General features: G+C 43.0%; 29 protein-coding genes. 14 read left to right on the top strand and 15 right to left on the bottom strand.

The window, feature by feature from the left end:
• Positions 1-60: 60 nt before the first annotated feature.
• The 8 genes from WC615_RS00880 to WC615_RS00845 form a co-directional block, all read right to left on the bottom strand.
• Complete coding sequence (locus tag WC615_RS00880) at positions 61-237, bottom strand: hypothetical protein (protein WP_372976257.1); 177 nt, start codon at positions 235-237, stop codon at positions 61-63.
• Between the two features lie 3 nt (positions 238-240).
• Positions 241-456, bottom strand: coding sequence for a PRTRC system protein C (locus WC615_RS00875; protein ID WP_372976256.1), 216 nt, complete (start codon positions 454-456; stop codon positions 241-243).
• A gap of 12 nt (positions 457-468) precedes the next feature.
• Complete coding sequence (locus WC615_RS00870; protein WP_372976255.1) at positions 469-1,059, bottom strand: PRTRC system protein E; 591 nt, start codon at positions 1,057-1,059, stop codon at positions 469-471.
• 5 nt (positions 1,060-1,064) lie between these two features.
• Positions 1,065-1,319 (bottom strand): hypothetical protein, encoded by a 255-nt coding sequence (locus tag WC615_RS00865; protein ID WP_372976254.1) that lies wholly within the window; start codon positions 1,317-1,319, stop codon positions 1,065-1,067.
• The gene (locus WC615_RS00860) at positions 1,316-1,714 is read right to left on the bottom strand and encodes a hypothetical protein (RefSeq protein WP_372976253.1); all 399 of its coding nucleotides are present in this window, start codon (positions 1,712-1,714) and stop codon (positions 1,316-1,318) included. The genes WC615_RS00865 and WC615_RS00860 overlap by 4 nt, the downstream gene beginning before the upstream one ends.
• A gap of 33 nt (positions 1,715-1,747) precedes the next feature.
• On the bottom strand, positions 1,748-2,623 hold the full coding sequence (locus WC615_RS00855; protein ID WP_372976252.1) for a hypothetical protein: 876 nt from the start codon (positions 2,621-2,623) through the stop codon (positions 1,748-1,750).
• Between the two features lie 61 nt (positions 2,624-2,684).
• A complete protein-coding gene (locus WC615_RS00850) occupies positions 2,685-3,071 on the bottom strand; it encodes a single-stranded DNA-binding protein (RefSeq protein ID WP_372976251.1) in 387 nt (128 codons plus the stop codon).
• 711 nt (positions 3,072-3,782) lie between these two features.
• Complete coding sequence (locus WC615_RS00845) at positions 3,783-4,130, bottom strand: winged helix-turn-helix transcriptional regulator (RefSeq protein ID WP_372976250.1); 348 nt, start codon at positions 4,128-4,130, stop codon at positions 3,783-3,785.
• Between the two features lie 30 nt (positions 4,131-4,160).
• On the opposite strand from WC615_RS00845, the gene WC615_RS00840 reads away from it, so the two are divergent.
• A complete protein-coding gene (locus WC615_RS00840) occupies positions 4,161-5,135 on the top strand; it encodes an aldo/keto reductase (protein WP_372976249.1) in 975 nt (324 codons plus the stop codon).
• Positions 5,136-5,299: 164 nt separating this feature from the next.
• On the opposite strand, the gene WC615_RS00835 is transcribed toward WC615_RS00840, so the two are convergent.
• The 3 genes from WC615_RS00835 to WC615_RS00825 all read right to left on the bottom strand — a co-directional run bounded on the left by WC615_RS00835 (position 5,300) and on the right by WC615_RS00825 (position 8,061).
• A complete protein-coding gene (locus WC615_RS00835) occupies positions 5,300-6,214 on the bottom strand; it encodes a helix-turn-helix domain-containing protein (protein ID WP_372976248.1) in 915 nt (304 codons plus the stop codon).
• Positions 6,215-6,270: 56 nt separating this feature from the next.
• Positions 6,271-7,044 carry an SDR family NAD(P)-dependent oxidoreductase gene (locus WC615_RS00830; protein WP_372976247.1) on the bottom strand — a complete coding sequence of 258 codons (774 nt, stop codon included), beginning with the start codon at positions 7,042-7,044 and terminating at the stop codon, positions 6,271-6,273.
• A 228-nt stretch (positions 7,045-7,272) separates the two neighbouring features.
• Positions 7,273-8,061 carry an SDR family NAD(P)-dependent oxidoreductase gene (locus WC615_RS00825; protein WP_372976246.1) on the bottom strand — a complete coding sequence of 263 codons (789 nt, stop codon included), beginning with the start codon at positions 8,059-8,061 and terminating at the stop codon, positions 7,273-7,275.
• A gap of 289 nt (positions 8,062-8,350) precedes the next feature.
• On the opposite strand from WC615_RS00825, the gene WC615_RS00820 reads away from it, so the two are divergent.
• The 4 genes from WC615_RS00820 (at position 8,351) to WC615_RS00805 (ending at position 10,565) form a co-directional block, all read left to right on the top strand.
• Positions 8,351-8,884: a carboxymuconolactone decarboxylase family protein gene (locus WC615_RS00820; protein ID WP_372976245.1), complete on the top strand. Its 534-nt coding sequence runs from the start codon at positions 8,351-8,353 to the stop codon at positions 8,882-8,884.
• 311 nt (positions 8,885-9,195) lie between these two features.
• Positions 9,196-9,594 carry a DUF4267 domain-containing protein gene (locus tag WC615_RS00815; RefSeq protein ID WP_372976244.1) on the top strand — a complete coding sequence of 133 codons (399 nt, stop codon included), beginning with the start codon at positions 9,196-9,198 and terminating at the stop codon, positions 9,592-9,594.
• Between the two features lie 8 nt (positions 9,595-9,602).
• Positions 9,603-9,908: an NIPSNAP family protein gene (locus WC615_RS00810; RefSeq protein WP_372976243.1), complete on the top strand. Its 306-nt coding sequence runs from the start codon at positions 9,603-9,605 to the stop codon at positions 9,906-9,908.
• Positions 9,909-9,986: 78 nt separating this feature from the next.
• Complete coding sequence (locus tag WC615_RS00805) at positions 9,987-10,565, top strand: Crp/Fnr family transcriptional regulator (RefSeq protein ID WP_372976242.1); 579 nt, start codon at positions 9,987-9,989, stop codon at positions 10,563-10,565.
• 142 nt (positions 10,566-10,707) lie between these two features.
• On the opposite strand, the gene WC615_RS00800 is transcribed toward WC615_RS00805, so the two are convergent.
• The 4 genes from WC615_RS00800 to WC615_RS00785 all read right to left on the bottom strand — a co-directional run bounded on the left by WC615_RS00800 (position 10,708) and on the right by WC615_RS00785 (position 13,799).
• Positions 10,708-11,481 (bottom strand): molybdopterin-dependent oxidoreductase, encoded by a 774-nt coding sequence (locus WC615_RS00800; RefSeq protein WP_372976241.1) that lies wholly within the window; start codon positions 11,479-11,481, stop codon positions 10,708-10,710.
• On the bottom strand, positions 11,468-12,166 hold the full coding sequence (locus WC615_RS00795; RefSeq protein ID WP_372976240.1) for a cytochrome b/b6 domain-containing protein: 699 nt from the start codon (positions 12,164-12,166) through the stop codon (positions 11,468-11,470). Before WC615_RS00795 ends, WC615_RS00800 begins: the two co-directional genes overlap by 14 nt.
• Before the next feature lie 82 nt (positions 12,167-12,248).
• Positions 12,249-13,052: a DUF1223 domain-containing protein gene (locus WC615_RS00790; protein WP_372976239.1), complete on the bottom strand. Its 804-nt coding sequence runs from the start codon at positions 13,050-13,052 to the stop codon at positions 12,249-12,251.
• 162 nt (positions 13,053-13,214) lie between these two features.
• On the bottom strand, positions 13,215-13,799 hold the full coding sequence (locus WC615_RS00785; protein ID WP_372976238.1) for a TetR/AcrR family transcriptional regulator: 585 nt from the start codon (positions 13,797-13,799) through the stop codon (positions 13,215-13,217).
• A gap of 642 nt (positions 13,800-14,441) precedes the next feature.
• Here WC615_RS00785 and WC615_RS00780 point away from each other — a divergent pair.
• The 9 genes from WC615_RS00780 to WC615_RS00740 all read left to right on the top strand — a co-directional run bounded on the left by WC615_RS00780 (position 14,442) and on the right by WC615_RS00740 (position 20,229).
• The gene (locus WC615_RS00780; protein WP_372976237.1) at positions 14,442-15,059 is read left to right on the top strand and encodes a TetR/AcrR family transcriptional regulator; all 618 of its coding nucleotides are present in this window, start codon (positions 14,442-14,444) and stop codon (positions 15,057-15,059) included.
• Between the two features lie 201 nt (positions 15,060-15,260).
• On the top strand, positions 15,261-15,698 hold the full coding sequence (locus WC615_RS00775; RefSeq protein WP_372976236.1) for a MarR family winged helix-turn-helix transcriptional regulator: 438 nt from the start codon (positions 15,261-15,263) through the stop codon (positions 15,696-15,698).
• A 302-nt stretch (positions 15,699-16,000) separates the two neighbouring features.
• Positions 16,001-16,489: an ester cyclase gene (locus tag WC615_RS00770; protein WP_372976235.1), complete on the top strand. Its 489-nt coding sequence runs from the start codon at positions 16,001-16,003 to the stop codon at positions 16,487-16,489.
• Between the two features lie 299 nt (positions 16,490-16,788).
• Positions 16,789-17,211 (top strand): ester cyclase, encoded by a 423-nt coding sequence (locus WC615_RS00765; RefSeq protein WP_372976234.1) that lies wholly within the window; start codon positions 16,789-16,791, stop codon positions 17,209-17,211.
• Positions 17,212-17,223: 12 nt separating this feature from the next.
• Positions 17,224-17,622, top strand: coding sequence for a hypothetical protein (locus WC615_RS00760; protein ID WP_372976233.1), 399 nt, complete (start codon positions 17,224-17,226; stop codon positions 17,620-17,622).
• 104 nt (positions 17,623-17,726) lie between these two features.
• Positions 17,727-18,233 (top strand): ester cyclase, encoded by a 507-nt coding sequence (locus WC615_RS00755; protein ID WP_372976232.1) that lies wholly within the window; start codon positions 17,727-17,729, stop codon positions 18,231-18,233.
• A 67-nt stretch (positions 18,234-18,300) separates the two neighbouring features.
• Positions 18,301-19,227: an SDR family NAD(P)-dependent oxidoreductase gene (locus tag WC615_RS00750; protein WP_372976231.1), complete on the top strand. Its 927-nt coding sequence runs from the start codon at positions 18,301-18,303 to the stop codon at positions 19,225-19,227.
• A gap of 120 nt (positions 19,228-19,347) precedes the next feature.
• A complete protein-coding gene (locus tag WC615_RS00745) occupies positions 19,348-19,785 on the top strand; it encodes a MarR family winged helix-turn-helix transcriptional regulator (RefSeq protein WP_372976230.1) in 438 nt (145 codons plus the stop codon).
• Between the two features lie 75 nt (positions 19,786-19,860).
• The gene (locus WC615_RS00740) at positions 19,861-20,229 is read left to right on the top strand and encodes a TetR/AcrR family transcriptional regulator (protein ID WP_372976229.1); all 369 of its coding nucleotides are present in this window, start codon (positions 19,861-19,863) and stop codon (positions 20,227-20,229) included.
• Positions 20,230-20,598: the final 369 nt, after the last annotated feature.

The raw sequence follows: 20,598 nt of genomic DNA, 5'->3' as shown, positions 1-20,598 counted from the left end.
ACTCCCCTGCAATCCTATCCCTGTTACCTGTGAAAGACCAAAACGGCAGGAAACTGTGGTTTAAAAAACCATTTCCGTCAGCCCTGCGGGTGCGCTTCGGAGCGGGTTGCGCCTGACCTCGTCTGCATCGGGCAGGCGGTTTAACCGCTCTGCCAGTTCGCCGAATAACTGCTGTGTTTTCCATTGGTCGCCTTTCCTGTTAATTTTAATAACCCTGTTTACTGTTTGCTTTTTCATAATTTAACCTTTCGTTCCCATCGTGCTTTCAAAGCGGAACTGCGCTTCATCGTCTTTAATTTCAGGGCCGGTAATTTTGGCGTTGGTCAGTATGGGGTAAGTACCTGCATAGAAATTCTGCACCTCTGCAATCGTGAACCTGTCGTTGGGGTCGGTCAACCGGATTTCCTGCCCGTTCTCCTTGTGCAGGAAAATCCTCGGTAAAATCATCGCTTTCATAATGGAGTTATATTATTCGTTAAAACTTGCGGTTAATTTGTCGTAGGCTTCTTTACCAGCCTGCAAGGTTTTGCGTTTGCTTTCGATGGCTTCGGCTTTGTCGGGGTATTCTGCTACATCGGGCAGGTTGGAAAGGGCTTCGGCATATTTGGTATTCTGCGCCAGTTGCTTTACTTTTTCCATCGCTTCATCATACAGCCGTTTCTTTTCGGCTTTGGCCTGCTTGTCGTCCTCGGGCGGGGTAAACAGGTTATTTTGCTCGTCCTGTTCGTCGTCCTCGGGGTCGCTTTCAGCAGGTTTGCCTGCTTTGGCCTTATCGGGTTTGCCGTTCTTCTTCGCCTTTTCCAGTTCCTTTTGATAGCTTTCTATATTGTTTATCAATCCTGCGGTTTGCCTGACAGGCTGTGCCAGTTGCTCAAAAAATCCCTCGTCCAGTTCGTCAGCGGTCGCCTTAAAAAGCATCGGTGGCAAGCCGTCGATAGCCTTATCTTTTTTGAGTACGACCGATACGGTTTGTACCCCTGTTTCATCCTGATTGATATTGAGCAGGAAATTACCCTTAAAGCCTAATCCTGCTATTTGCTGAAAAAAATTCGTTTTCATAATTGTTAAATTTTAGAGTGATGTGTAATGCCTGCGATGGCGAGTAAAACCAAACCTGTCAGCAGGCAGAGTGTTCCGATAAAATAAATAACCCTTTCAACGGCCATGATAAACATGAACCTGCCGTAAGTGGGGAATTGTTGTAAACCGCCAATACCCCTTCGGTTAAACCTGCGCCTGCCGATTTGATAGCGGATAAAAAGCCCGATAGCTATTAATAGCAGGGCGCAGGATAGGCTATAGTGCTGATACGTTCTCATAAGTTTATGATATTATCGCCGTAACGTGCGATGTTCCTTGCTTTGGTTTCTGCCGTGAACGGTAAAACAAATCGGTTGATGTAATCCAAGACCGTAGTGCCTTTAAGCCTTTCCGCACGGAGCTCGCTTTGATCGTCTGCATTAATCTCGTACCAACGGAGGGGGCGGGAGAAAGGATGGGCGAATATTTCCGAGCGGTAACGCTCGTCCCAATCTTTCTCATTAGCCACCTTTAAAGACACCACATCCCTGTCATTAAATATTTCCCTTATGGCCTCTTTGACCATTTTCGGTGTTTGTTCCGCTGTCGGGAATAATACAAAACCCGCTCCCTCGATACTGGCAATCTCGTCTATATACTCAATGCCGTTTCTTGTTTTCTCGTACATTCTCATTTTCGTAAATTTTAGTGTTTAAAATGGGGTGGCTTATTGCCACCCCTGTTGCTTAGCAAATGATTTGATTTCTTTAAGGGTGACCTTATGGCACCCCACCCGAATGAAATCTTTGTTCACCTCGCTAACGGCATACCTTTCCAGGAATAGTTCCCCGCAATTGGTGCAACCGCCTTTGGCGATGACAGCCGTTACAAACCGGTATAGCTGATGCCCTGCGGATAAAGTAAACCTTACACCCTGCGTGGTTTCGATCTGCCCCGTCTTTACATTCAGGCGTAAATAGTCCAAACCGTCATAAATCCGCAGGTAATCTTTTTTGAACGACCGCCAGTCTGCCAACTGCTTTTTTTGAGCGGAAAGCCTTTTTCTTTGTTCTTTCTTTTCTATGGCTTCCCGTAATTCCCTTTCCTGTTGCAGGTAGTCTACAAACTGCGACAGGTTTTCAACGCCTGCTATTTTTACCAATTCTTCAGGCAGTTGGTAGTTAAAAAAATCTGCGTAGCGTTTCGCCTTTTCGAAAATCTGCTGTATTTCCAGTATATATTTGGCGGGTTTACGTGCCGAACCCATCTTATGGGCAGCCTGTACCATCGCTTCGCGCCAACTTTCAAATAAATCCGCTTTGGAAGATGACGGGTCGGGTACAAACAGTTTAGTTAAATGTGAGGATGCGCCTGCAACAAGGGAAACGTGTTTGCTTGTTGTCCTGCTGTACGTCTGCTCGGTAAACAACACTGCATGTTCGCCCTGTTCGTTCCAAACGTGTTTGGCAATCATAAAATGGTCGCCGTAGGAATAAATCGCCCCACCTGCAAAAAACAAATTGGCTGATGTTGCCGATGCGTTCGTATCCGTATTGTTCGCCCATTCGTGCGCTACATCGTAAATATCCATTCTTCTATTCATGGCCTTATCACTTATCGTTCAGAATTCAATTACCTCCGTTTTTAATTTGGTCTGCAATCGTTTAATTGAATTGTTCGCTTGGTTTCAGTATGCCATTTTTATCGCCTGCCTGTTTAGCAGTTTCCTTTTCATTTCCATTATTGGCCGATTTGGTCAGCATATTGATTTCCTCGGTGCGAAAGCGCAGGCTTGCCATCGGCTCACCGTCACGGCTTACCCACGGCTCGGCGGTCATAAAACCCGATAACTGCACCAACATGCCTTTTGTTAAAAAAGAGGCTATTTTTTCACCCCGCCAGTAGGTGCAATCGATAAAGGCGGTTTCCTCTTTTTGTTCCCCCTGTGATTTGTAACGGCGGTTAACCGCTACCCTGAAACCTGTTACTTTTTTGTCTTCGTTTACTGCTCTCACGGTAGCATCTGCTACCAATCTTCCTGTGATTTCCATCTCGTTTAAAATTTATTTGTTAAAAAATCTGTTTTTCAATGACCATTTCGGCAAAACCCTCATTTGGCCTTTGATAGAGGCAGAATACTTGCGCGGGGGGCGAGCGGAACAAGGCTGCCGCAAAAAATACGACCCGGAGCAAAGCGGAGGTGTGGAGATTTTTTAAGCGGCACTTGCCTGGCCTTGGCCGCTGAAGAGGGGTAAATTCGCCTCAAGCAAAGGCTAAATGAAAAGGAATTAAAAACTAACAGCAGTCCGGGGATGGCTCTGAATAAAAAACCTGGAAGTGTAGGCTGAAGGCACTTAAACCGGGCTGAAGGACAAAGCCCTTCCGGCTACCGTTGCCGGACGAGGCTCCCGAAGGGCTGGTTATGCCTTTTGACCGGGTCGGTTGGCAAAGTGGTCCTCAAGCAAGGTATCAAGGGCAGCGTGAAGGTAAGCGCAGCTTTTCCCAGCGAAGCGGGTAAACAAGTGAAGTCCTGAATAATGCGCTTGATCGGAACTTGGAACCGTTTGCGCACCGGCGATGCGTTTGCCGCGCAGCAAAAATGCAGCAGCTGACTGACTTCATTAGCATTCAGACAGTCATCTTTAGGATCATATAGGTGTCCTTTTAGAACAGATAGCATGGAAAGCCTGGTTAAACGGACGACTAATGTTGCAATATACTTAATGCTCGCTCTGCATCGAGGACTTGGAATCAGGCAAATCTTAAAGCTGAAACAAAGGCTCCAGCGCGTTGCGGTGAGTTTCGCCCCATTGTGCGGTAACTTCTATCACAGGAATCAAGGTGAGGCCCAGTGATGTCAACTCATATTCGACCTTTAAAGGCCGCTGATCAAAAATTGTTTTCGTAATGATACCGAGATCTGTCAATTGCTTCAGTTGGACATCCAACAATCGCCGGGAGGCTTTGGGTATTCTGCGATGTAATTCACCAGGTCGCCTGATACCATTGTAAATACACCAGATCAGGTTGATCTTCCATTTCCCGTTCATTACTTCCATAAAAAGGTGAAGGCCGCATTCAAATTGCAGCGGTAATTTCCTTTCGTACATACACAAATATAGGTCATCCTATTGTCTTATATGATACGGCTGAATTTAGCCGTACTTGATACTATCCGCACATCACGCGAGTTTTGCGATATGAAGTACAAATTATTCGGAACACGATCCGGCCTTCCGGCCAGTGAACTCGTTTTGGGCGCCGCAAGTTTTGGCGAACGCCGGGGTTACGGAGCCCACGCTGATGAAATATCTAAGATCCTTAACGCCTATACCGATGCGGGCGGCAATTTTATTGACGTTGCAGACCAGTATCAATTAGGCCAAGCGGAAGAGATCGTTGGCGCTTTTGTGAGGTCACAAAGGCAAAACTTCATTATTTGCACCAAATACACACGCAGCAGCGAAACGAGCCCGCCACCGGCTAATTTGGGAAATCACCGCAAGGCTATGCGTCAGGCTGTAGAGGGGAGTTTAAAGCGGCTGAATACGGATTACATAGATATTTATATGCCGCATTATGATGATGGCGTTACTCCACTGGAAGAAACGGTCCGGGGATTGGAAGACCTCGTTAAATCAGGTAAAATACTATACTCGGGACTGGCTAATTTTCCTGCCTGGAAAGCATCAGCTATTGCCAGCGCACTTCCATTGACCGCCTTGCAAGTCGAATACAACCTTGTTCAACGTACCGCAGACCGGGAGTTACTGCCAATGGCAGCCCATTTCGGGTTAGGCACTATGCTGTATTCCCCCTTAGCCGGAGGATTATTAACTGGCAAATACCGTAAAGGGGAAACTGGCAGGCTGACAATTTCTGCGCTGGACGGATCGATAGAAAATGCTTTTAAAAAGGATGTTTTAGATACGCTGGAGTCTATATCGGCCGCAGTTAATGCCACTCCCGGCCAGGTAGCATTGGCGTGGACGCTGACCAAAAATGCTTTCCCGGTAGTTGGTGCCCGTACACTTCATCATTTAATTGACAGCCTGAAGGCACTTGATGTTGACTTAAACCAGGAACAGCTTGAACGCTTGGAAAACTGTCAGTAGCGTAACGATGGGGTATCCGCATGAACTGCTTCAAACAGTTCAAAAGGCCTATTAAGTTATGACAAGTTAGTCCCGGGCTTATTTAAATGCCAGATAGTGCAGTGATCCTGACTGCACACTGCTGATTCATCTATCTGCTAATTATCACTGCTGGGATTAAATTGTTAATTGAAAGCTGATCTGAATGCTGCAGGAGATACTTTAGTTTTCATTTTAAATAATCTGCTGAAAGACTGCGGGTGCTCAAAGCCCAATTGATAGGCAACTTCGCTGATCGCAAGGTTGGTGGTGGAAAGCAGGTCCTTTGATCTTTCGATCAGTTTTTGATGGATATGCTGTTGGGCATTCAGTCCGCTGAGTGAACGAAGCATATCGCTTAAATAATTAGGGGTATAATTCAGTCGTTCCGCCAGGTATTGAACAGTGGGGATTCCCCGGATTACATTTGTATCGTTATTAAAATAACTATCCAGCAAGTCTTCAACCTGCCGGAGCAGGTCATTATTTACGATCTGCCGTGTCAGGAATTGGCGCTTGTAAAAGCGTTTGGCATAACTCAACAGCAATTCGATTTGTGCAATGATCACCTCCTGGCTGAAGTCGTCTATCCGGCTGTTCAGTTCTGCACGAACAATATTATAAATGGCCAGCATGGTTGATCTTTCCTGATCAGAAAGGTGCAACGCTTCGTTGGACGCATAAGAGAAAAACCCGAACTGTTTGATCTTTGCCGCTAAAGGATAACCCTGCAGGAAATCGGGATGAATGAACAGCGACAAGCCTTCGTTATCCGTATAAGATTCAATATGGCCTACCACCTGGTTAGGTGCCGTAAACATCAAGCTTCCCTCGTCGAAATCGTAATAACCCTGGCCATAACGGAATTTACCGGCCAGCTTCGTCACGAATGTGATCTTATAAAAGCCAATAACGTAGCTTACGGGGAACTGGCATAGGTTCATTAATTCTGAAGAATCCAGCAAACTGATCAACGGATGACCCGGGCCGGGAATACCCAGCATACGGTGTATTTCTGTTATGGATTCTATCTTACTGACTGGGGGTGCTTCGCTTTTCATTTTGAAAGGTAGTAACTATGACCGGCGACTTTCTCAGTGGCCGGTCATAAATAAAATTACCAGGGCATCGGGCCTTCAGGTCCTGTAAAGGTTCCAGTCGGACCATTTGTTTCCAACGCAACACGCACAGGTTCGCGAGACCCCACCTCCAGGCTATCAGTTCCCTGGAAATTATTCAGCGCGGTAGCTGTATAGCCGGGGCTGGTCGCATTAACTTTGATGTTCTCTTTTTCCAACTCTAAGGCAAAAGCCAGGGTAACGGCATTTAGTGCGGTTTTAGACGCTGCGTAAACTATGCCGAAGTTATCTCTTGCCCAGCAAGCCGGGTCGGAGATCCAGGTCAGCGAACCCAGGCCACTGGATACGTTGACGATACGGGCCGCGGCTGATTTCCGTAATAATGGCAGCATAGCCTGGGTAACCGCAATAACACCAAATACATTGGTTTCCCAAACGGTGCGCACTTCGTCCAAAGATACGTTGACTGCCCTGCCGGATGCCATTACCTCTTCTACTGTGCGGCCCGGCTTCCCGGCGTGTGCTATGCCTGCATTATTTACCAACAAGTCGAGGCGGCCGGATTTTTTTTCTATAAGTTCCACTGCCGCATTGATCGTGGATTGCTGCGTTACGTCCAGTTGGACAGCATGCGCATTAACGCCAATTTCGGCAGCGGCCTTTTCGCCGTTGCTCAGGTTGCGGGATCCTACATAAACGACGTATCCGTCGGCAGCAAGCGCTTTGGCTATCTGTGAGCCTACGCCCTGGTTAGCACCCGTCACCAATGCGACAGGCTGATTGTTTATTGATGATTCGATCTGATTTCCCATAAACTTAATAATTCAATAATTAACATCACAAAATTGCGCAATCATCTTATTTTCAAGATAACCGGATCAAGGACATTCGTAACCAAAATGAATGAATGACCTTCTTTTCGCGGTGGGCCAGCCGGCTGTTGTTGCCTGGTTTGCTTGATGGACGTGAAAAGAAAAACAACACCGGCACCTTGTTCTAAAGGTCAATTGCCTGGTTATAGCGTCCAGCTAAAACAAAGCTTACATCGCACGATGATTCGTCGCTCGCTGCCGCATGGCATCGTACATTCCCTTTACCTTTTCGTCAAATTCCAGCGGATGTTCGAAATTCAATTTACGGTTCGCCGCAGCTTGTTCACCGCCCATGAAAACATCGATTTCGCCATTCGACAAGCCTTTTATTGCGTTAGCAGCCACTGCTTCCGGTGTATCCATGTTACCGGTGTTGGCGCTTGCCATCATTGGTGTGTCTGTAGCGACCGGGTAGACGGTCATCACATGGATCTGGAAATCCTTCAATTCACGGCGAAGAGCTTCTGAAAATTGTCGTACGGCCGCTTTGGTAGCTGCGTACGGCGCATAAAAGGGCATGCCTATGGCGCCTAGTCCTGAAGAAACATTCATGATGGCCGCCTCGGGGCTTAGCTTTAGTAGTGGCAGGGCGTATTTGGTTAGTAAGATCAACCCGGTAACATTAATATTTTGCTGTGCGATGATATCCTCATCGCTGATCTGCTCGAGCGGACCGGCGCTGACCACCCCGGCATTATTAATGAGGATGTCCAGCTTGCCCCATTGTGCCGTAAGTGTGGTGGTAAAATGTCTGATCTGTTCCAGGTCAGCGACATCGCCTTCCAGATAGAGAAATGTCGCTTCAGGAAACCTGGTTCCCAGCTTTTTCAATTTTTCGGGGTCACGCCCGACAACAGCGAAATTTCTTGCGCCTAAACGGTACAATTCGGCGATGATGGCTTTTCCTATACCGCTTGATCCACCGGTGATCAGGATCTTTTTTTCTTCAAAATTCATAGGTAATGACATTTAGTTTGCTTTATTTTTTACTTAGTCGTAAAGATCAGGCCGGCCTTACAAAAAAAGGCCACCCGGTATGGCTTAATTGCCGGTTTTAACGATTACAAAATTATCGGTTTAAAACGGCGTCCTATGGAAGCGTCATACAACAGTCACATCAGTTACTTTTTCGTAATACTTTGAAAGTAAATGGCAGCTTTTCCGACCAATCTAAAGTTTAACAGGCCTATAAACTATAGCGACCAGTTAAAACGAGCAATATTTAAAAAATAATTGATAGCAAACGATGAAAAAATTCACTGTACCGACCAAAGCAGAAGTCTCAGAGACTAATCAGCACATTTTTGATAATCTGGAAAAGAACCTGGGCATGGTTCCCAATCTTTATGCCTATTTCGCTAAAAACGATACTGCGCTTGGCGACTACCTGGCGCTGCAGTCGCGTAAAAACACACTTAACGGTAAGGAACGCGAAGTGATCAATCTGGTCGTTAGCCAGGTCAATAACTGTAAATACTGCCTGGCCGCGCATACCGTAGTCGGTAAAATGAACGGCTTTACAGAGGAGCAGGTGCTTGAAATAAGAAAAGCTGCCATCAGCTTTGATCATAAGCTGGCCGCACTCGCGGAATTTGTAAAAGAATCCGTAACCAGCCGTGGCGAGCCATCTGCAGAATCGGTTGAAGCATTATTTAACGCCGGGTACAACGAGGCCAACCTAATTGATATACTCATCGTTATCGGCGACAAGATCATCAGCAATTATTTGCATAAGATTACGCTATTGCCGGTAGATTTCCCGGAAGCGCCTGAATTATAGTTTATACATTCAAAGCCCTGACAAGCGCCGGGGCTTTGAATATTGATATTAATGCTTCTAACACAGGCCTCGAAGATAACACTGATATCATAATGACCGCTTCGGGATATTCGTAATTGCCAAAGTAGTCCACTTTCTCGTGCGCATTCAGGTTACGCGCATTATACCAATTCGATTTCGGTCCTTTTGAAGGCCTACACCCTCCGGCCATAATATAATATCAGTGCTTTTTTATTTGTTAACCCAGGTGCATGAACGGCGGTTGCGAGCATAATAATTTTGTTTCATTATTTAATTAGAAACAAATGATTATGAAAACACAAATCTCTTATGCCATCGCATTTTTACTGGGTCTTGGAATGATTTTCCTGGGAGCCCGCTTTTTCTTCTCTCCTGAAGCAGCAACAGCCGCATTCGGCATCCGCTTTAACGCCAACGGAGATTACTCCTTTCACCACATCAAAGGTGTCAGGGATATTTTTTCCGGTATCCTGTTATGCGCTTTGGTTTTGATGAAAGAACGTCGGGCATTGGGTATGATGTTAGTGGTGGCGACCATCATCCCGGTTTCCGATATGATTACCGTTCTGAGCAAAAGCTACAATGGTGTGCAGCAGGCTATACCACATATCGTAGCGACCCTGATTTGTTCGATTGTCGGCACACTGTTATTGAACGCCAAACCTCAAATAAAAAAACTATCAAAATAATCAACATCATGGACCAATTACGAATTTACACCCTCGCGGATAAAGAAACTGCCGCACAATATTTCACATCAAATTGGGCTAAACACAGGATAAACCTTCCACGGTTCGGCTTTGAGGTCAAAGGCGTTTGGATCGGCCATACACCCGGCGTCTCCAATCAGGTCATCGTCCTTGTATCCTTTCCGGACAATGCGGATGTTGATGAAATGACTGAACGCTATTTGAACAGCGCGGAGTTTGCCGCTGACACCGCAGAATTCGATAGGAACAAAATCATCAATGTCGAAACCAAAATTTTAAGGTCCGCGAGGTAATGGGCTTTGCCGAATCAGGTTTATACACAACATGCGAACATGTTGTGTATTTTTGATTTGCACCAGATTCAATGCCCTATGATCAATAGTCTAATTAACAGTATACAAAAAGTGATTGCGCTAAGCCCGGAAGAAATAGCTATCGTCACCACATTATTTAAGGAAAAGACCTTTAAAAAGGGTGAGTATTTTTTAGAAGAGGGGCGGATCTGTAGACAGGTAGGATTTGTGGCCAAGGGATTATTGCGATACTATATCAATCATGACGGAGAGGAAAAAATATATGATTTTTCACAGGAAAACGAATTTGTGTGCAATTATGAAAGTTTTCTCCCGCAGGCCCCATCCTCAAAGAACATCCAGGCCCTGGAGGATAGCATCATTTTTGTGATTTCGCATGCCGACCTGCAAGTATTTTATGCGACGGTTCGCGGAGGGGAGCGCTTTGGCAGGGTTGCCATTGAAGCGGTGTTCGTAAAATTATTGCAGGATATCAGTTCCTTGTATATGGAGACGCCTGAGCTTCGTTATGAGCGCTTCTTAAAAAACCATGCTGATCTTCAACAGCGGATCTCCCAATATCATATTGCTTCGTTTGTCGGGGTAAAACCGCAATCACTAAGCCGTATCCGCAAGAGAATTTCCACCCAGTTTTGACAATTGCTGGTCCGGTAATTCAAGTCAAAAAGCACACTTAAGGTAGTTGGATAACACCGTCATCAGTCCTTATTTGATAAAAAACGGTCCCAAAATCAATCCGGGCTTTGCGGGAGCGGTTAAATCAACTTTTAAAAGCCTATCACAACCCTGAATAATAATCATAGCCCTGCTCCGCCCAATAATCCCTAGGACGGGTGTTGCTGAAAGTGATCGTGCCGATCCGTTTAAGGTTTTTGATCCCGTATTTAACCGGAATGATCAGTCTTAACGGCTGCCCATGGTTGCCGTTCAATAATTCATCATTCATTTGATAAGCCAGCAGCGTCTGGGGATGTAATGCGCTCGGCATATCTAAGCCCACATAATATTGCTGATCGGGTGTTTCCATACCCACATATTGAGACTCAGCCTCCGGTTGCAGGTTATAATGATTGATAAAATCAATGAACCGCACACCCTCCCAATGCGATATCTGGTCCCAACCCTCAACGCATTTAAAGTCATAAGTGATCCCCGTCTTGGGTAGTTTCATGAGGTCATCGAGTGTGATCTGTAACACTTCACCGGAGTTCTTCTTGACGTGCAGCTTCCAGTCTTCAGGTGGCATTTTCCCTTCCGACCCTATATCACTGTTATGACGGATGACTTTGGCAGCCATTGATCTTGGATAGGTTTTCACCAGGTGGTTTTCGTTAAATGTCAGTCTCCTAAAGAAAATTTCGGTCTTATTCAATGCCCGGCGAAGCGGTTTATGAGCACCTGCGGTTATACCGGCAGTTTCTTCGGGCGAGGTATATAACCAACGCCAGCCGCCATAAGCCGACGCACTCAAAGCGCCGAAAACGGTGAAAGAGAGGAAATTTCTCCGCTTAATTTTCTGATCGATCGTTAATTCTTTTTTAGGCTTTTTCATCTTCATTGGGTGTTTCTATTAACGCTATAGGTTGTTCATCGATCACTTCAAATCCCGAAATAACAGACCGGAAATTGTTCCACCCGGCCAAAATCACCTGTACAATGTGTATGACAAAGAATAGTACGTACCCAATGGTCAGGGCAAAATGCCAGATACGCGCCAAATGATAGCCGCCACAAAGCCATGTCAAATAATAAAACTGTACCGGTTTATATATTGCCAGCCCGGTGATCACTGAGCCGAACCCCATGACAATAATGGAAGTATAGGCGATGCGCTGTGCCGCGTTGTATTTGTCCTGCGGCGGGGCCATCTTGCGGATGTGCAGGTCGTGCAGTATCACCAGCCAGGCCTCTTTAAAGGAATGCCGGTTAGGCAACAACTGGCGCCACTCGCCGGATATGATGGTGTATAAGATGTAAAATATTCCATTCAGTGTAAAAAACCACATGAACAGGAAATGGAAGGCCATCCCTTCTGCCAGCCGCGCCGGGATGTGCAGCAGGTCATAATACCAGTCCGGGAAAAATTTCACGAAGGTGTGCCCGAAGAGGGTGATGGAGTATTCATCATTGGCCCAGTAAATAAGCATCCCGCTCCATATCATGATGGTCAGTATTGGAAAATTAACCCAATGGGTCCAGCGCATTAAAAGCGGATGTTTTTCTTTGATTACTTTCATTTTCTGCCGGAGAATTTTATTCGATGGCGATTGGTTTAAAATAGCAATGGGCTTAAAACCCATTGCTAAATATATATATGAATTAATTAGAGACCTGAGCGCTCATTGCTGATGGAAATTGAGCTTTGGTAGCTCCTGTGATCTGACCATTGGCTTTGTTTTGAACGAAACCGATCAGTTCCCATTTCAGTGGATCAAAACCTTGGGGCAGGCTGATGTTTTCTGTCCCGTCTTTCGAATTGTTTAAGGCAATACTCTTTAGCCTGGTAACTATCTGTACATGAGATAAAGTACGGCCGCCGTTTTCCCCACGTTGAACTTTCGTAGTGGCGTTCTTTTGCACCAGTGCAACAATCAGGACAGAGTTATTAACGGCGCCGGTAGTGTAGTGTACCGTGGCATTGTCACCATTGACTTTAATATCATTCAAAGCCAGTTCGGACTTCGAAGCTATTTCCAGGTCAGATTTGATCGCATTGCGCAATGTGCTTTCATCGGAACCGACGAATTCTTTACGGCCATTTACCACAATCTGCGGCGTATAAACTGATGATAAATTTAGCCAGTCAGCATACTGGTTCTGCCGGGCTGAGTATTCAGCGCTGCTGAAAACGTCTTTCCAGCCCAGGCGGTTCCAGTAATCTACATGGTAAGCCAGTATATAAACCGGCTTGTCGGTTACTTCCTTTTCCACCCGGGCTACAAGTGCATCAGCAGAAGGACAACTGGAGCAGCCTTCGGATGTAAACAATTCAATTACCGCAAAACCTTTTCCCGGTGTCACAGCCCTGGTCAATTTTTCGCTTTTAATAAAGGTAAACGCCTGAGTCACCACTGCTGCCAATCCCAGGCACGCAACGGTTATAAATATTCTAATGGATTTCATTTTTTTTAAATTAATTGAATAACTAGTTTATGCAGTTGGTCGCCATAACGAACAATTCCTTACATTAAAAATGAATTTTTTTCCATGTATAGACCTATCGATATCGTCACTAATCATTATCAAGTAAATAATCAAACTTCTAAATATCTGTAGGTTAGTTGCCTATTCAGCTATTACCGATATTGCCACGTTAATGGTATCATCAAAAACACAATTGTCTGTTTTTGACCTTGATACAACACTTAAACCTTTTAGAGTACTTGCAAAAAACCTTGAAGTAGCCATCGTATTAATGCACAATGGGATTTCGCCATTATCCTGACCTTTTTTTAATGCGCTATGGAAGATTTCCTCCACTTGCTGATTGTAATGGGTAATAATGTCTTCTATTTCCGGGTCGTACGGTACAATCTCAACTGCCGCGTTGACCCAAAAGCAGCCATCTTGCTTTAAATCGCCCATCAGGTCACTTTTGGCAAGTTCGAGGAGTTGTTTTATCCCCTCCTTTGCAGATGTGCATTGGTGAAGAATCGTATTCATTCTGTGTAAGGCCTTATTATGGTAGCTTTCCAGAGCTTTGACAAACAGGGAGTGTTTATTACCGTATGTATCATACAAGCTAGACCGGCTGATCCCTAAGCCATTCACCAGTTCCGCCATAGACGTACCATTATAACCCCTATACCAAAAAATTGAAATAGCTTTGTTGAGCACTTCTGACTCATCAAAATCTTTTGTTCTTGCCATTACCTAAAAGCCGCATTTTATTTTGTTATCTTCTATATTTCAAGTCGTCAGCATACATCTCTACCCAATGAAGGGTAACATTTCATTTTTTATTTCAGTCGTCAAACAACGATAGCTGATCAAATAGTGAGATCTCAACGCTTTGAGATCCCACTATTTGAATGATTCCGTCGATTTCAAAACCATAACTTTCACCTTGTACACAATCGCAATCATCCAGATCAAAATTAAACAGGCAACCGGGCAAGCTGGAATTAAGTGCCTTTAACACTTTTTTTGCAAGTCGCTGTTTTAGCGTCCGTTTTGAATATCGCAACCATTTACAGCGTGATTAATAACTTCTTTAAACTCAATTTTTTCATCGGTTTTCCTCTCCATTGACATCACTGCGGCTACTTAACTAATATAATTACCTAACAAATTATAGCAGTCTCCGGTCTTATTTTAAATGGCCTTAAATGTGGTTACCTGTAGCATTTGAAAGGCTCCATTACTTTCTTTTTTAACCCCATGCCATTATTACCAATTATAGATTATTCGACACTCGAACATTGCGAAATTAATAATATATTTGGCAAGTAAGGATCATAGGCTTTTAAAATGAAAGAGACTTTTTAAACATTGTTATACAGGAGTGATAAAATGACCATGGAACGGGATAAGCGGTCGGCAATTCAGCTAGCGGCTGAAAAATTATTTGCAAAAAAGGGCTTCCAGGCCACTTCCATTAGGGAACTGGGCCGTGAGGCAGGAGTTAATAGCTCCATGATATCCTACTATTTCAAATCAAAGCAACAATTACTGCTCTCTATTTTCGAAAGGTCCATCTATGATCTCAGTAGCATAAGCGCGCAACTTGCTGATCAGCGTTTAACGGAGATGGAAAAGCTTAACCAGTTAATTGATTTTTACACGGCTAAACTACTTGCAGATGGCACGAGTACCTATATTATGCTCCAGGAGCAATTGCTCAGGAGTATTGAACGTTCATCGCAATTGTCCGAAGAAATCACGGAGAAGCAGTTCAGCCTATTGGAAGGAATTGTTAAGGCGGGAATAACCAACGGGTCATTTAAGCCGGATATAAATATCAGGATGATCTTTTATACTTTACTGGGTACTTTCAGGCAGATCGTCATCGTTCATAGCAAACTTTGGCTTCAGGATAGTCCGGATATTGACCCGAAGCGCTTTCAAAGCGATATTGGCCAGGCAAATAGGTACCTCAAATCCCTGTTATCACAAATGCTTGTGTCGTAAAATTGTATGGTAAAGGTCACGTAATCCAGGGTTTATGGGTGCATTTTTGGTTTCCCGCCTTCCGATGGATAAGGATAAAATGTATGACGACGAATAAATGGAAATGGCCAGACTATGGAATACTGTATTTTTTGATTTAATCGTCTATTTTTGTAGCGTAAAATTATCCTTTAAAATTAAAGTCAGGTTTGTAAATTCAATATGGTAGTAGAAGCGGCAAAAGAGGAAAAATTCATATCCATCATGTATAATTTGAGCAGTGCGATAAAAAGTGAGTCAGAGAATTGCTGCAAGCTCTGCGGGGATCTTAATGAAAAAGAATTATTCATTGTCTCTTTTATCGGGGAAAAACGGAGTGTTAAAATGAGTGATATAGCTGATTTTTTACAAGCTCCCCTGAGTACATTGACCACTATTGTTGATAAACTTGTCACCAACAAATTCCTTTTACGGTATAATTCTAATGACGATCGGCGTGTCGTAAAAGTTGAACTTGACCGAAAAGGAAAAGCCTCTTTTAAAGAATTCAAAAACCGAAAAGAAATCATGGCAAAAAAGGTATTAGGCCAATTGAGCGAATCGGAGCAGGAAACACTTATTGCCAATCTCGCTCAACTCGTGACTTCCATGAAGGGATAAATATTTTTTTCATCTATTTAGTTCGACTATCGTACTGTTTGAATTTCGTAAATAAATTATCGCGCATGTAAATTTACTGTGGTAATTAGCACTATTTGGCCCACATTTTCCCTTGCTTTTCCACCCTAATTAAGAATAGAACTCCATTTTCGCGATTATTTAACCGGCAGACCAATAGCTGATTAATGTCATTTAAATTTAAAATGACGATTTACTTTGATTTATTGTTTCGATATACGTACTATTGCACTGCCGAACTAAAATAGCTCTTATATCAATTAGTAACCTGAAAAAACAAAAAAATGAAAACACTAAAAATTACCTTATTTGCCTTTTTAATGGCAGCAACTTCCTTAGTGAGTGCACAGGGAAAAATGGCGGAAAAAGATTCCGAAGTTCAAAAAAACAAAGAGGCCGTGATCAAATTCAACGAGGAGTATTGGGCCTCCGGAAATATAGAGATCACCAAGGAATTGTTAGCTGATAACTATGTGAACCATTTTGCCCCACCTAACGGGCCGAATGGCCGCACGCTAATGGTTGGACTTATGACTGGTTTTAAAAAAGGTTTTTCAAATGTGAGTGTTGAATTTACTGAAGTAATCGGTGAAGGAGATATCGTGTCGACGGTAAAAACAATTACTGCAACTCACACAGGTGAATTTATGGGAAAAGCAGCAACAGGGAAAAAAATAACGATCAATATCGTCGAAACAGATGTATTGAAAAATGGAAAAATCACAGATGCCTGGTCTATGAGCAATTTTCAACAGGTAATGCAAGCTCTGTAAATCCACAAAGGTAAAAAACAACGCGGATTGATTTAAAACTTAAACCCCATGAAATGGAAACATTAAAAAGTACTTGGACGGCCTTTTTAACGGCAGCAAGTGAACTGTTTTATGGGACAATCAGCAACTGGAAAAAAAGACGTAATAAATACCGTTGAAAATGAATATTGTGAAAAGTTGCCAAATATCGGAGACCCGAACTTTAAGCAATTTTTCACAATTAATTCAAGCGCTATAAACTAATACGGGCAAAAAACTACTTATTAAAAACGCGATAACAATAACCACAAATCAAGGCTATGAGCACAATAGAAGAAAAATCAGCAATCGAAAAGAACAAGCAAGTTGTGATTAGATTCAATGAAGAGTTTTTTGGGAAAGGAAATACAGACATTACAAAAGAGCTGTTGGCAGAAAACTTTTACAATCATTCAGCACCGCCCAACGCACCTACCGATGCGAGTCCAATGGTAAAATTTGTAACTGGTTTTTATAGCGGGTTCTCTGATATTTCAGTACAAATCCAAGATATTTTCGGTGAAGACGATAGGGTATGTGTGCGAAAAACATTAACCGCAACCCATTCAGGTGAGTTCATGGGAAAACCGGCCACGGGCAAAAAGTTAGTTACGACTATTTTTGATATAGAGGTATTAAAAGATGGAAAAATAACTGAGCGCTGGAACAGCACCGATTTTCCACAGGTTTTTCAAGGTTTATAATTTCCCAAATCTATGCTGACTAAAATTATCTTAGGCGCGCTTGCGTACATAATCCCGTCTATGCCATGGGGTTATTTCTGGCATCTGAGTATGTTCAAAAAAAGTTATGAAAAATGGCAGTTTTTTGGCACTGCCCCAAGTGTTCCGCTTGCATTTAGCGCGATGGTCATTCAGGGTCTCATTCTCTCAGTGGCGTATGCACTCTTACCAATAGAACATACTTCAGTTGTACACATCTTTACCTTCGTCTCAGTTATGGGCGTTTTCTTTTGGAGCAGGGTTGTAGTTCCTTCGATGGCGAGCAATGTCCATGCTCGAACGATAGGGTTCTTTTTCCTGGAAACGGCATATCTCGTTGGGCAATATGCACTGTTTGGTGCCTTACTATGCGTAGTGTACTTTTTTGCATAAGCACAAGCATCGGCATGATCTACAAGACAACACAAATTGTCAACAAAGTAAAAAAGATAAAAAATGAGCAAAAGGATATTTAATGTAAACCAAAACAACAAAAAATGAAAACACTAAAAATTACATTGTTTGTCTTGTTAACTGCAGCAACTAACTTAGTATGTGCACAAGGACTTCAATCAAAAACCGCAGTAAACAAATCGGCGATTGAAAATAACAAAGATGTTGTAATAAGATTCAACAAAGCGTATTGGGAATCTGGAAATGTAGCAATCGTCAAAGAATTCTTCCCAGATTATTATGTAGATCATTTTTCACCACACGATGGCAATTCGCCACCAATTGATACGATTCTGATTGTTGAATTCATGACAAGCTTTAAAAAAGCCTTTTCAAATGTTAACATTGAATTTCACGAAGTATTAGGCGAAGGCGATAAAGTGTCTTTGCTAAAAACAATAACTGCAACTCACACGGGTGAGTTTATGGGAAAAGCAGCGACGGGAAAAAAAGTGGTAATAAATATAGTTGAGACTGACATTTTAAAAGATGGCAAAATAACAGACACTTGGGCTTTAAGCAATTTGCCACAAGTAATTCAGGCACTCTAAGCCAATAAAAGGCGGAAATAAATACTTATAAAGGACAACAATTAGTAATTAAAAAAGGATAGAAAAAATGAACGAAAGTATATTAATAACCGGAGCAAATGCTGGGCTTGGGAAAGAAGCCGCCCGTCAGTTAGCATTGAAAAAAGAAACAAAAAAGGTAATTCTTTTTTGCAGGAACCAAGCGAAAGCCGAGGCAGCAAAAAAGGATCTTGAGGCCCAAACGGGAAAAAGGATTTTTGAAATTGTAATTGGCGATGTTTCAGACGCCAATTCGGTAAGAAATGCGGTAGAAAAAATAAAAGAACCTATTGATGCCGTAATTTTAAATGCAGGTGGAATGGTTGGGAAAACTGCAGAGAACATGACGCGTTCCGGTATGAATCAATTAGCCGCTACTAATATCTTAGGTAATGTCGTTTTAGTAGAGGAATTACTCAAACGAGATTTGTTAAAAAAAACAGTGCTATTCGTAAGTGCGGAAGCTGTTCCCGGAGTAAAGAGTCTCGGAATGAAACCGGTTACCATGGGGACTTCTTCTGTAGATGAGTTTGCCGGGGTTCTTAATGGAACCTATTTTGGCAATAAGTTCGATGTAACTCAAGCATACGGATACGTGAAATATGCAGGAACGATGTGGACGTTAGCAATGGCCAGAAAATATCCTGACCTCAAATTTGTTGTGATGAGTCCCGGGAACACGAAGGGAACTGGTGCACCGGATAGTTTGCCCGCGCCAATGCGCATTATGTTGAAATATATTATGATGCCTATTATATTTCCGTTATTAGGAGATATGGTGCATAGTTTAGAAGTAGGTGTAAAACGCTTTGTCGATGGCGTTTCGGAAGATCGATATAAAAGCGGCGTTTTCTATGCAAGTAGAGAAGGTAAGTTATCGGGCAATGTCGTTGACCAGAGCACTTTCTACACTGATTTGAAAAATACTACCTATCAGGATAACGCCTATGAAGCAATTCACCGTTTCGTCAAATAGGCTTGAAAAGTACTTCAAATATGAGGCTACAGAAAAGTCATAGTATTGAAAAGCGGCTTTATTATAGGATTGGGTAGTAGTTTATATCCTTAAAATTTAAACTGGTTAAAAAGGATCAAAATGTTAGTAGAATTCGAAAATGGCGAAAAATTCGTATCCGTCATGTTCAACTTGAGTAATGCGATGAAAAGTGAGGGTGAGCATTGTTGCAAGATCTGCGGTGATCTCAATGAAAAAGAATTATTCATTATCTCTTTTATCGGAGAAAAAAGGAGTGTCAAAATGAGTGATATAGCTGATTTTCTACAAGCTCCATTGAGTACATTAACCACCATCGTTGATAAGCTTGTTACCAATAAATTCTTGGTAAGGTACAATTCTAATGACGACCGGCGTGTCGTAAAAGTTGAACTTGACCGGAAAGGAAAAACTTCTTTTAAGGAATTCAAAGACCGAAAAGAAATCATGGCAAAAAAAGTATTAGGCCATTTGAGCGAATCGGAGCAGGAAACACTTATTGCCAATCTCGCTCAGCTTGTGACTTCAATGCAGCTGTAGTTTTTTTTGTTTAGTTCGTTAATTTTAATATTTCAATTTCGTACTAAAGTAAGGACCCATATAGATTCGCTACTAATGTCATCCAACGAGAAATATGATGCGTTGATCGCGCTTTGCGAAGATCTTTTTGTTACCAATGGCGTCAGTGTTGTCACAATGGAAGATATAGCCGGAAGTGCCGGAATTTCAAAAAAAACAGTTTATACCTACTTCACCAGTGAGGATGACCTTGTTGTTATGGCTATTGAAGGTATCATAGAACGTCTAAATTACCAGCTCTTCTGCCAGGATCTCAGCAGCTGTTGCCGTCCTCTTACTCGGAATTATTGCCATCGTTGGCGCGATAGGCATTATCGTCGACTATCCGGGAAGAATAGGTGCGCTGCTGATTATCGGTTTCCTAGTACCGGTCACCGTTTTTATGCATCGGTTCTGGAGCGTTAGTGATCCGGTTATGCATCAAAGCAATTTACTAACTTCATAAAAAATTTGGTATCGCTGGGCGGGGCTATCATGCTTTTGGTTCGCTGTACAGAACCGGGAGCATATAATATAAAGGGCTATGAGTGTCTTTAAAGGACATCTAAAATGCTTGGAAAGGCTTTTGTATTTACCTGGTGCACTGAAAGCGGAAGTTGGCGAAAAGGCAGATGCTTACGTATTTATTTAAGGAGATGATTTCAATAAGATAGCGTTTCAATCGCTACATGATTTATGATTAAAAAGACACTTATAGGAAAATACCGGTATCTCTGATTGACCCTTCATAAAAATTTAAGGGAAGAAGAAGTATTCGGTGTTATAGCAAAGAAG

Origin of the sequence: Mucilaginibacter sp. (genome assembly GCF_041663085.1) — a bacterium.
GTDB lineage: Bacteria > Bacteroidota > Bacteroidia > Sphingobacteriales > Sphingobacteriaceae > Mucilaginibacter.
This window is presented reverse-complemented; position numbering and strand designations above follow the sequence as displayed.

Coding starts and splice junctions, on each gene's coding strand:
- WC615_RS00750 (WP_372976231.1), top strand. CDS start 18,301: ATGAACGAAAGTATATTAATAACCGGAGCAAATGCTGGGCTTGGGAAA.
- WC615_RS00800 (WP_372976241.1), bottom strand. CDS start 11,481: ATGAAAAAGCCTAAAAAAGAATTAACGATCGATCAGAAAATTAAGCGG.
- WC615_RS00835 (WP_372976248.1), bottom strand. CDS start 6,214: ATGAAAAGCGAAGCACCCCCAGTCAGTAAGATAGAATCCATAACAGAA.
- WC615_RS00855 (WP_372976252.1), bottom strand. CDS start 2,623: ATGAATAGAAGAATGGATATTTACGATGTAGCGCACGAATGGGCGAAC.
- WC615_RS00780 (WP_372976237.1), top strand. CDS start 14,442: ATGACCATGGAACGGGATAAGCGGTCGGCAATTCAGCTAGCGGCTGAA.
- WC615_RS00770 (WP_372976235.1), top strand. CDS start 16,001: ATGAAAACACTAAAAATTACCTTATTTGCCTTTTTAATGGCAGCAACT.
- WC615_RS00755 (WP_372976232.1), top strand. CDS start 17,727: ATGAAAACACTAAAAATTACATTGTTTGTCTTGTTAACTGCAGCAACT.
- WC615_RS00740 (WP_372976229.1), top strand. CDS start 19,861: ATGTCATCCAACGAGAAATATGATGCGTTGATCGCGCTTTGCGAAGAT.
- WC615_RS00815 (WP_372976244.1), top strand. CDS start 9,196: ATGAAAACACAAATCTCTTATGCCATCGCATTTTTACTGGGTCTTGGA.
- WC615_RS00860 (WP_372976253.1), bottom strand. CDS start 1,714: ATGAGAATGTACGAGAAAACAAGAAACGGCATTGAGTATATAGACGAG.
- WC615_RS00865 (WP_372976254.1), bottom strand. CDS start 1,319: ATGAGAACGTATCAGCACTATAGCCTATCCTGCGCCCTGCTATTAATA.
- WC615_RS00820 (WP_372976245.1), top strand. CDS start 8,351: ATGAAAAAATTCACTGTACCGACCAAAGCAGAAGTCTCAGAGACTAAT.
- WC615_RS00795 (WP_372976240.1), bottom strand. CDS start 12,166: ATGAAAGTAATCAAAGAAAAACATCCGCTTTTAATGCGCTGGACCCAT.
- WC615_RS00805 (WP_372976242.1), top strand. CDS start 9,987: ATGATCAATAGTCTAATTAACAGTATACAAAAAGTGATTGCGCTAAGC.
- WC615_RS00880 (WP_372976257.1), bottom strand. CDS start 237: ATGAAAAAGCAAACAGTAAACAGGGTTATTAAAATTAACAGGAAAGGC.
- WC615_RS00870 (WP_372976255.1), bottom strand. CDS start 1,059: ATGAAAACGAATTTTTTTCAGCAAATAGCAGGATTAGGCTTTAAGGGT.
- WC615_RS00745 (WP_372976230.1), top strand. CDS start 19,348: ATGTTAGTAGAATTCGAAAATGGCGAAAAATTCGTATCCGTCATGTTC.
- WC615_RS00840 (WP_372976249.1), top strand. CDS start 4,161: ATGATACGGCTGAATTTAGCCGTACTTGATACTATCCGCACATCACGC.
- WC615_RS00785 (WP_372976238.1), bottom strand. CDS start 13,799: ATGGCAAGAACAAAAGATTTTGATGAGTCAGAAGTGCTCAACAAAGCT.
- WC615_RS00845 (WP_372976250.1), bottom strand. CDS start 4,130: ATGTACGAAAGGAAATTACCGCTGCAATTTGAATGCGGCCTTCACCTT.
- WC615_RS00825 (WP_372976246.1), bottom strand. CDS start 8,061: ATGAATTTTGAAGAAAAAAAGATCCTGATCACCGGTGGATCAAGCGGT.
- WC615_RS00765 (WP_372976234.1), top strand. CDS start 16,789: ATGAGCACAATAGAAGAAAAATCAGCAATCGAAAAGAACAAGCAAGTT.
- WC615_RS00760 (WP_372976233.1), top strand. CDS start 17,224: ATGCTGACTAAAATTATCTTAGGCGCGCTTGCGTACATAATCCCGTCT.
- WC615_RS00875 (WP_372976256.1), bottom strand. CDS start 456: ATGAAAGCGATGATTTTACCGAGGATTTTCCTGCACAAGGAGAACGGG.
- WC615_RS00775 (WP_372976236.1), top strand. CDS start 15,261: ATGGTAGTAGAAGCGGCAAAAGAGGAAAAATTCATATCCATCATGTAT.
- WC615_RS00810 (WP_372976243.1), top strand. CDS start 9,603: ATGGACCAATTACGAATTTACACCCTCGCGGATAAAGAAACTGCCGCA.
- WC615_RS00830 (WP_372976247.1), bottom strand. CDS start 7,044: ATGGGAAATCAGATCGAATCATCAATAAACAATCAGCCTGTCGCATTG.
- WC615_RS00850 (WP_372976251.1), bottom strand. CDS start 3,071: ATGGAAATCACAGGAAGATTGGTAGCAGATGCTACCGTGAGAGCAGTA.
- WC615_RS00790 (WP_372976239.1), bottom strand. CDS start 13,052: ATGAAATCCATTAGAATATTTATAACCGTTGCGTGCCTGGGATTGGCA.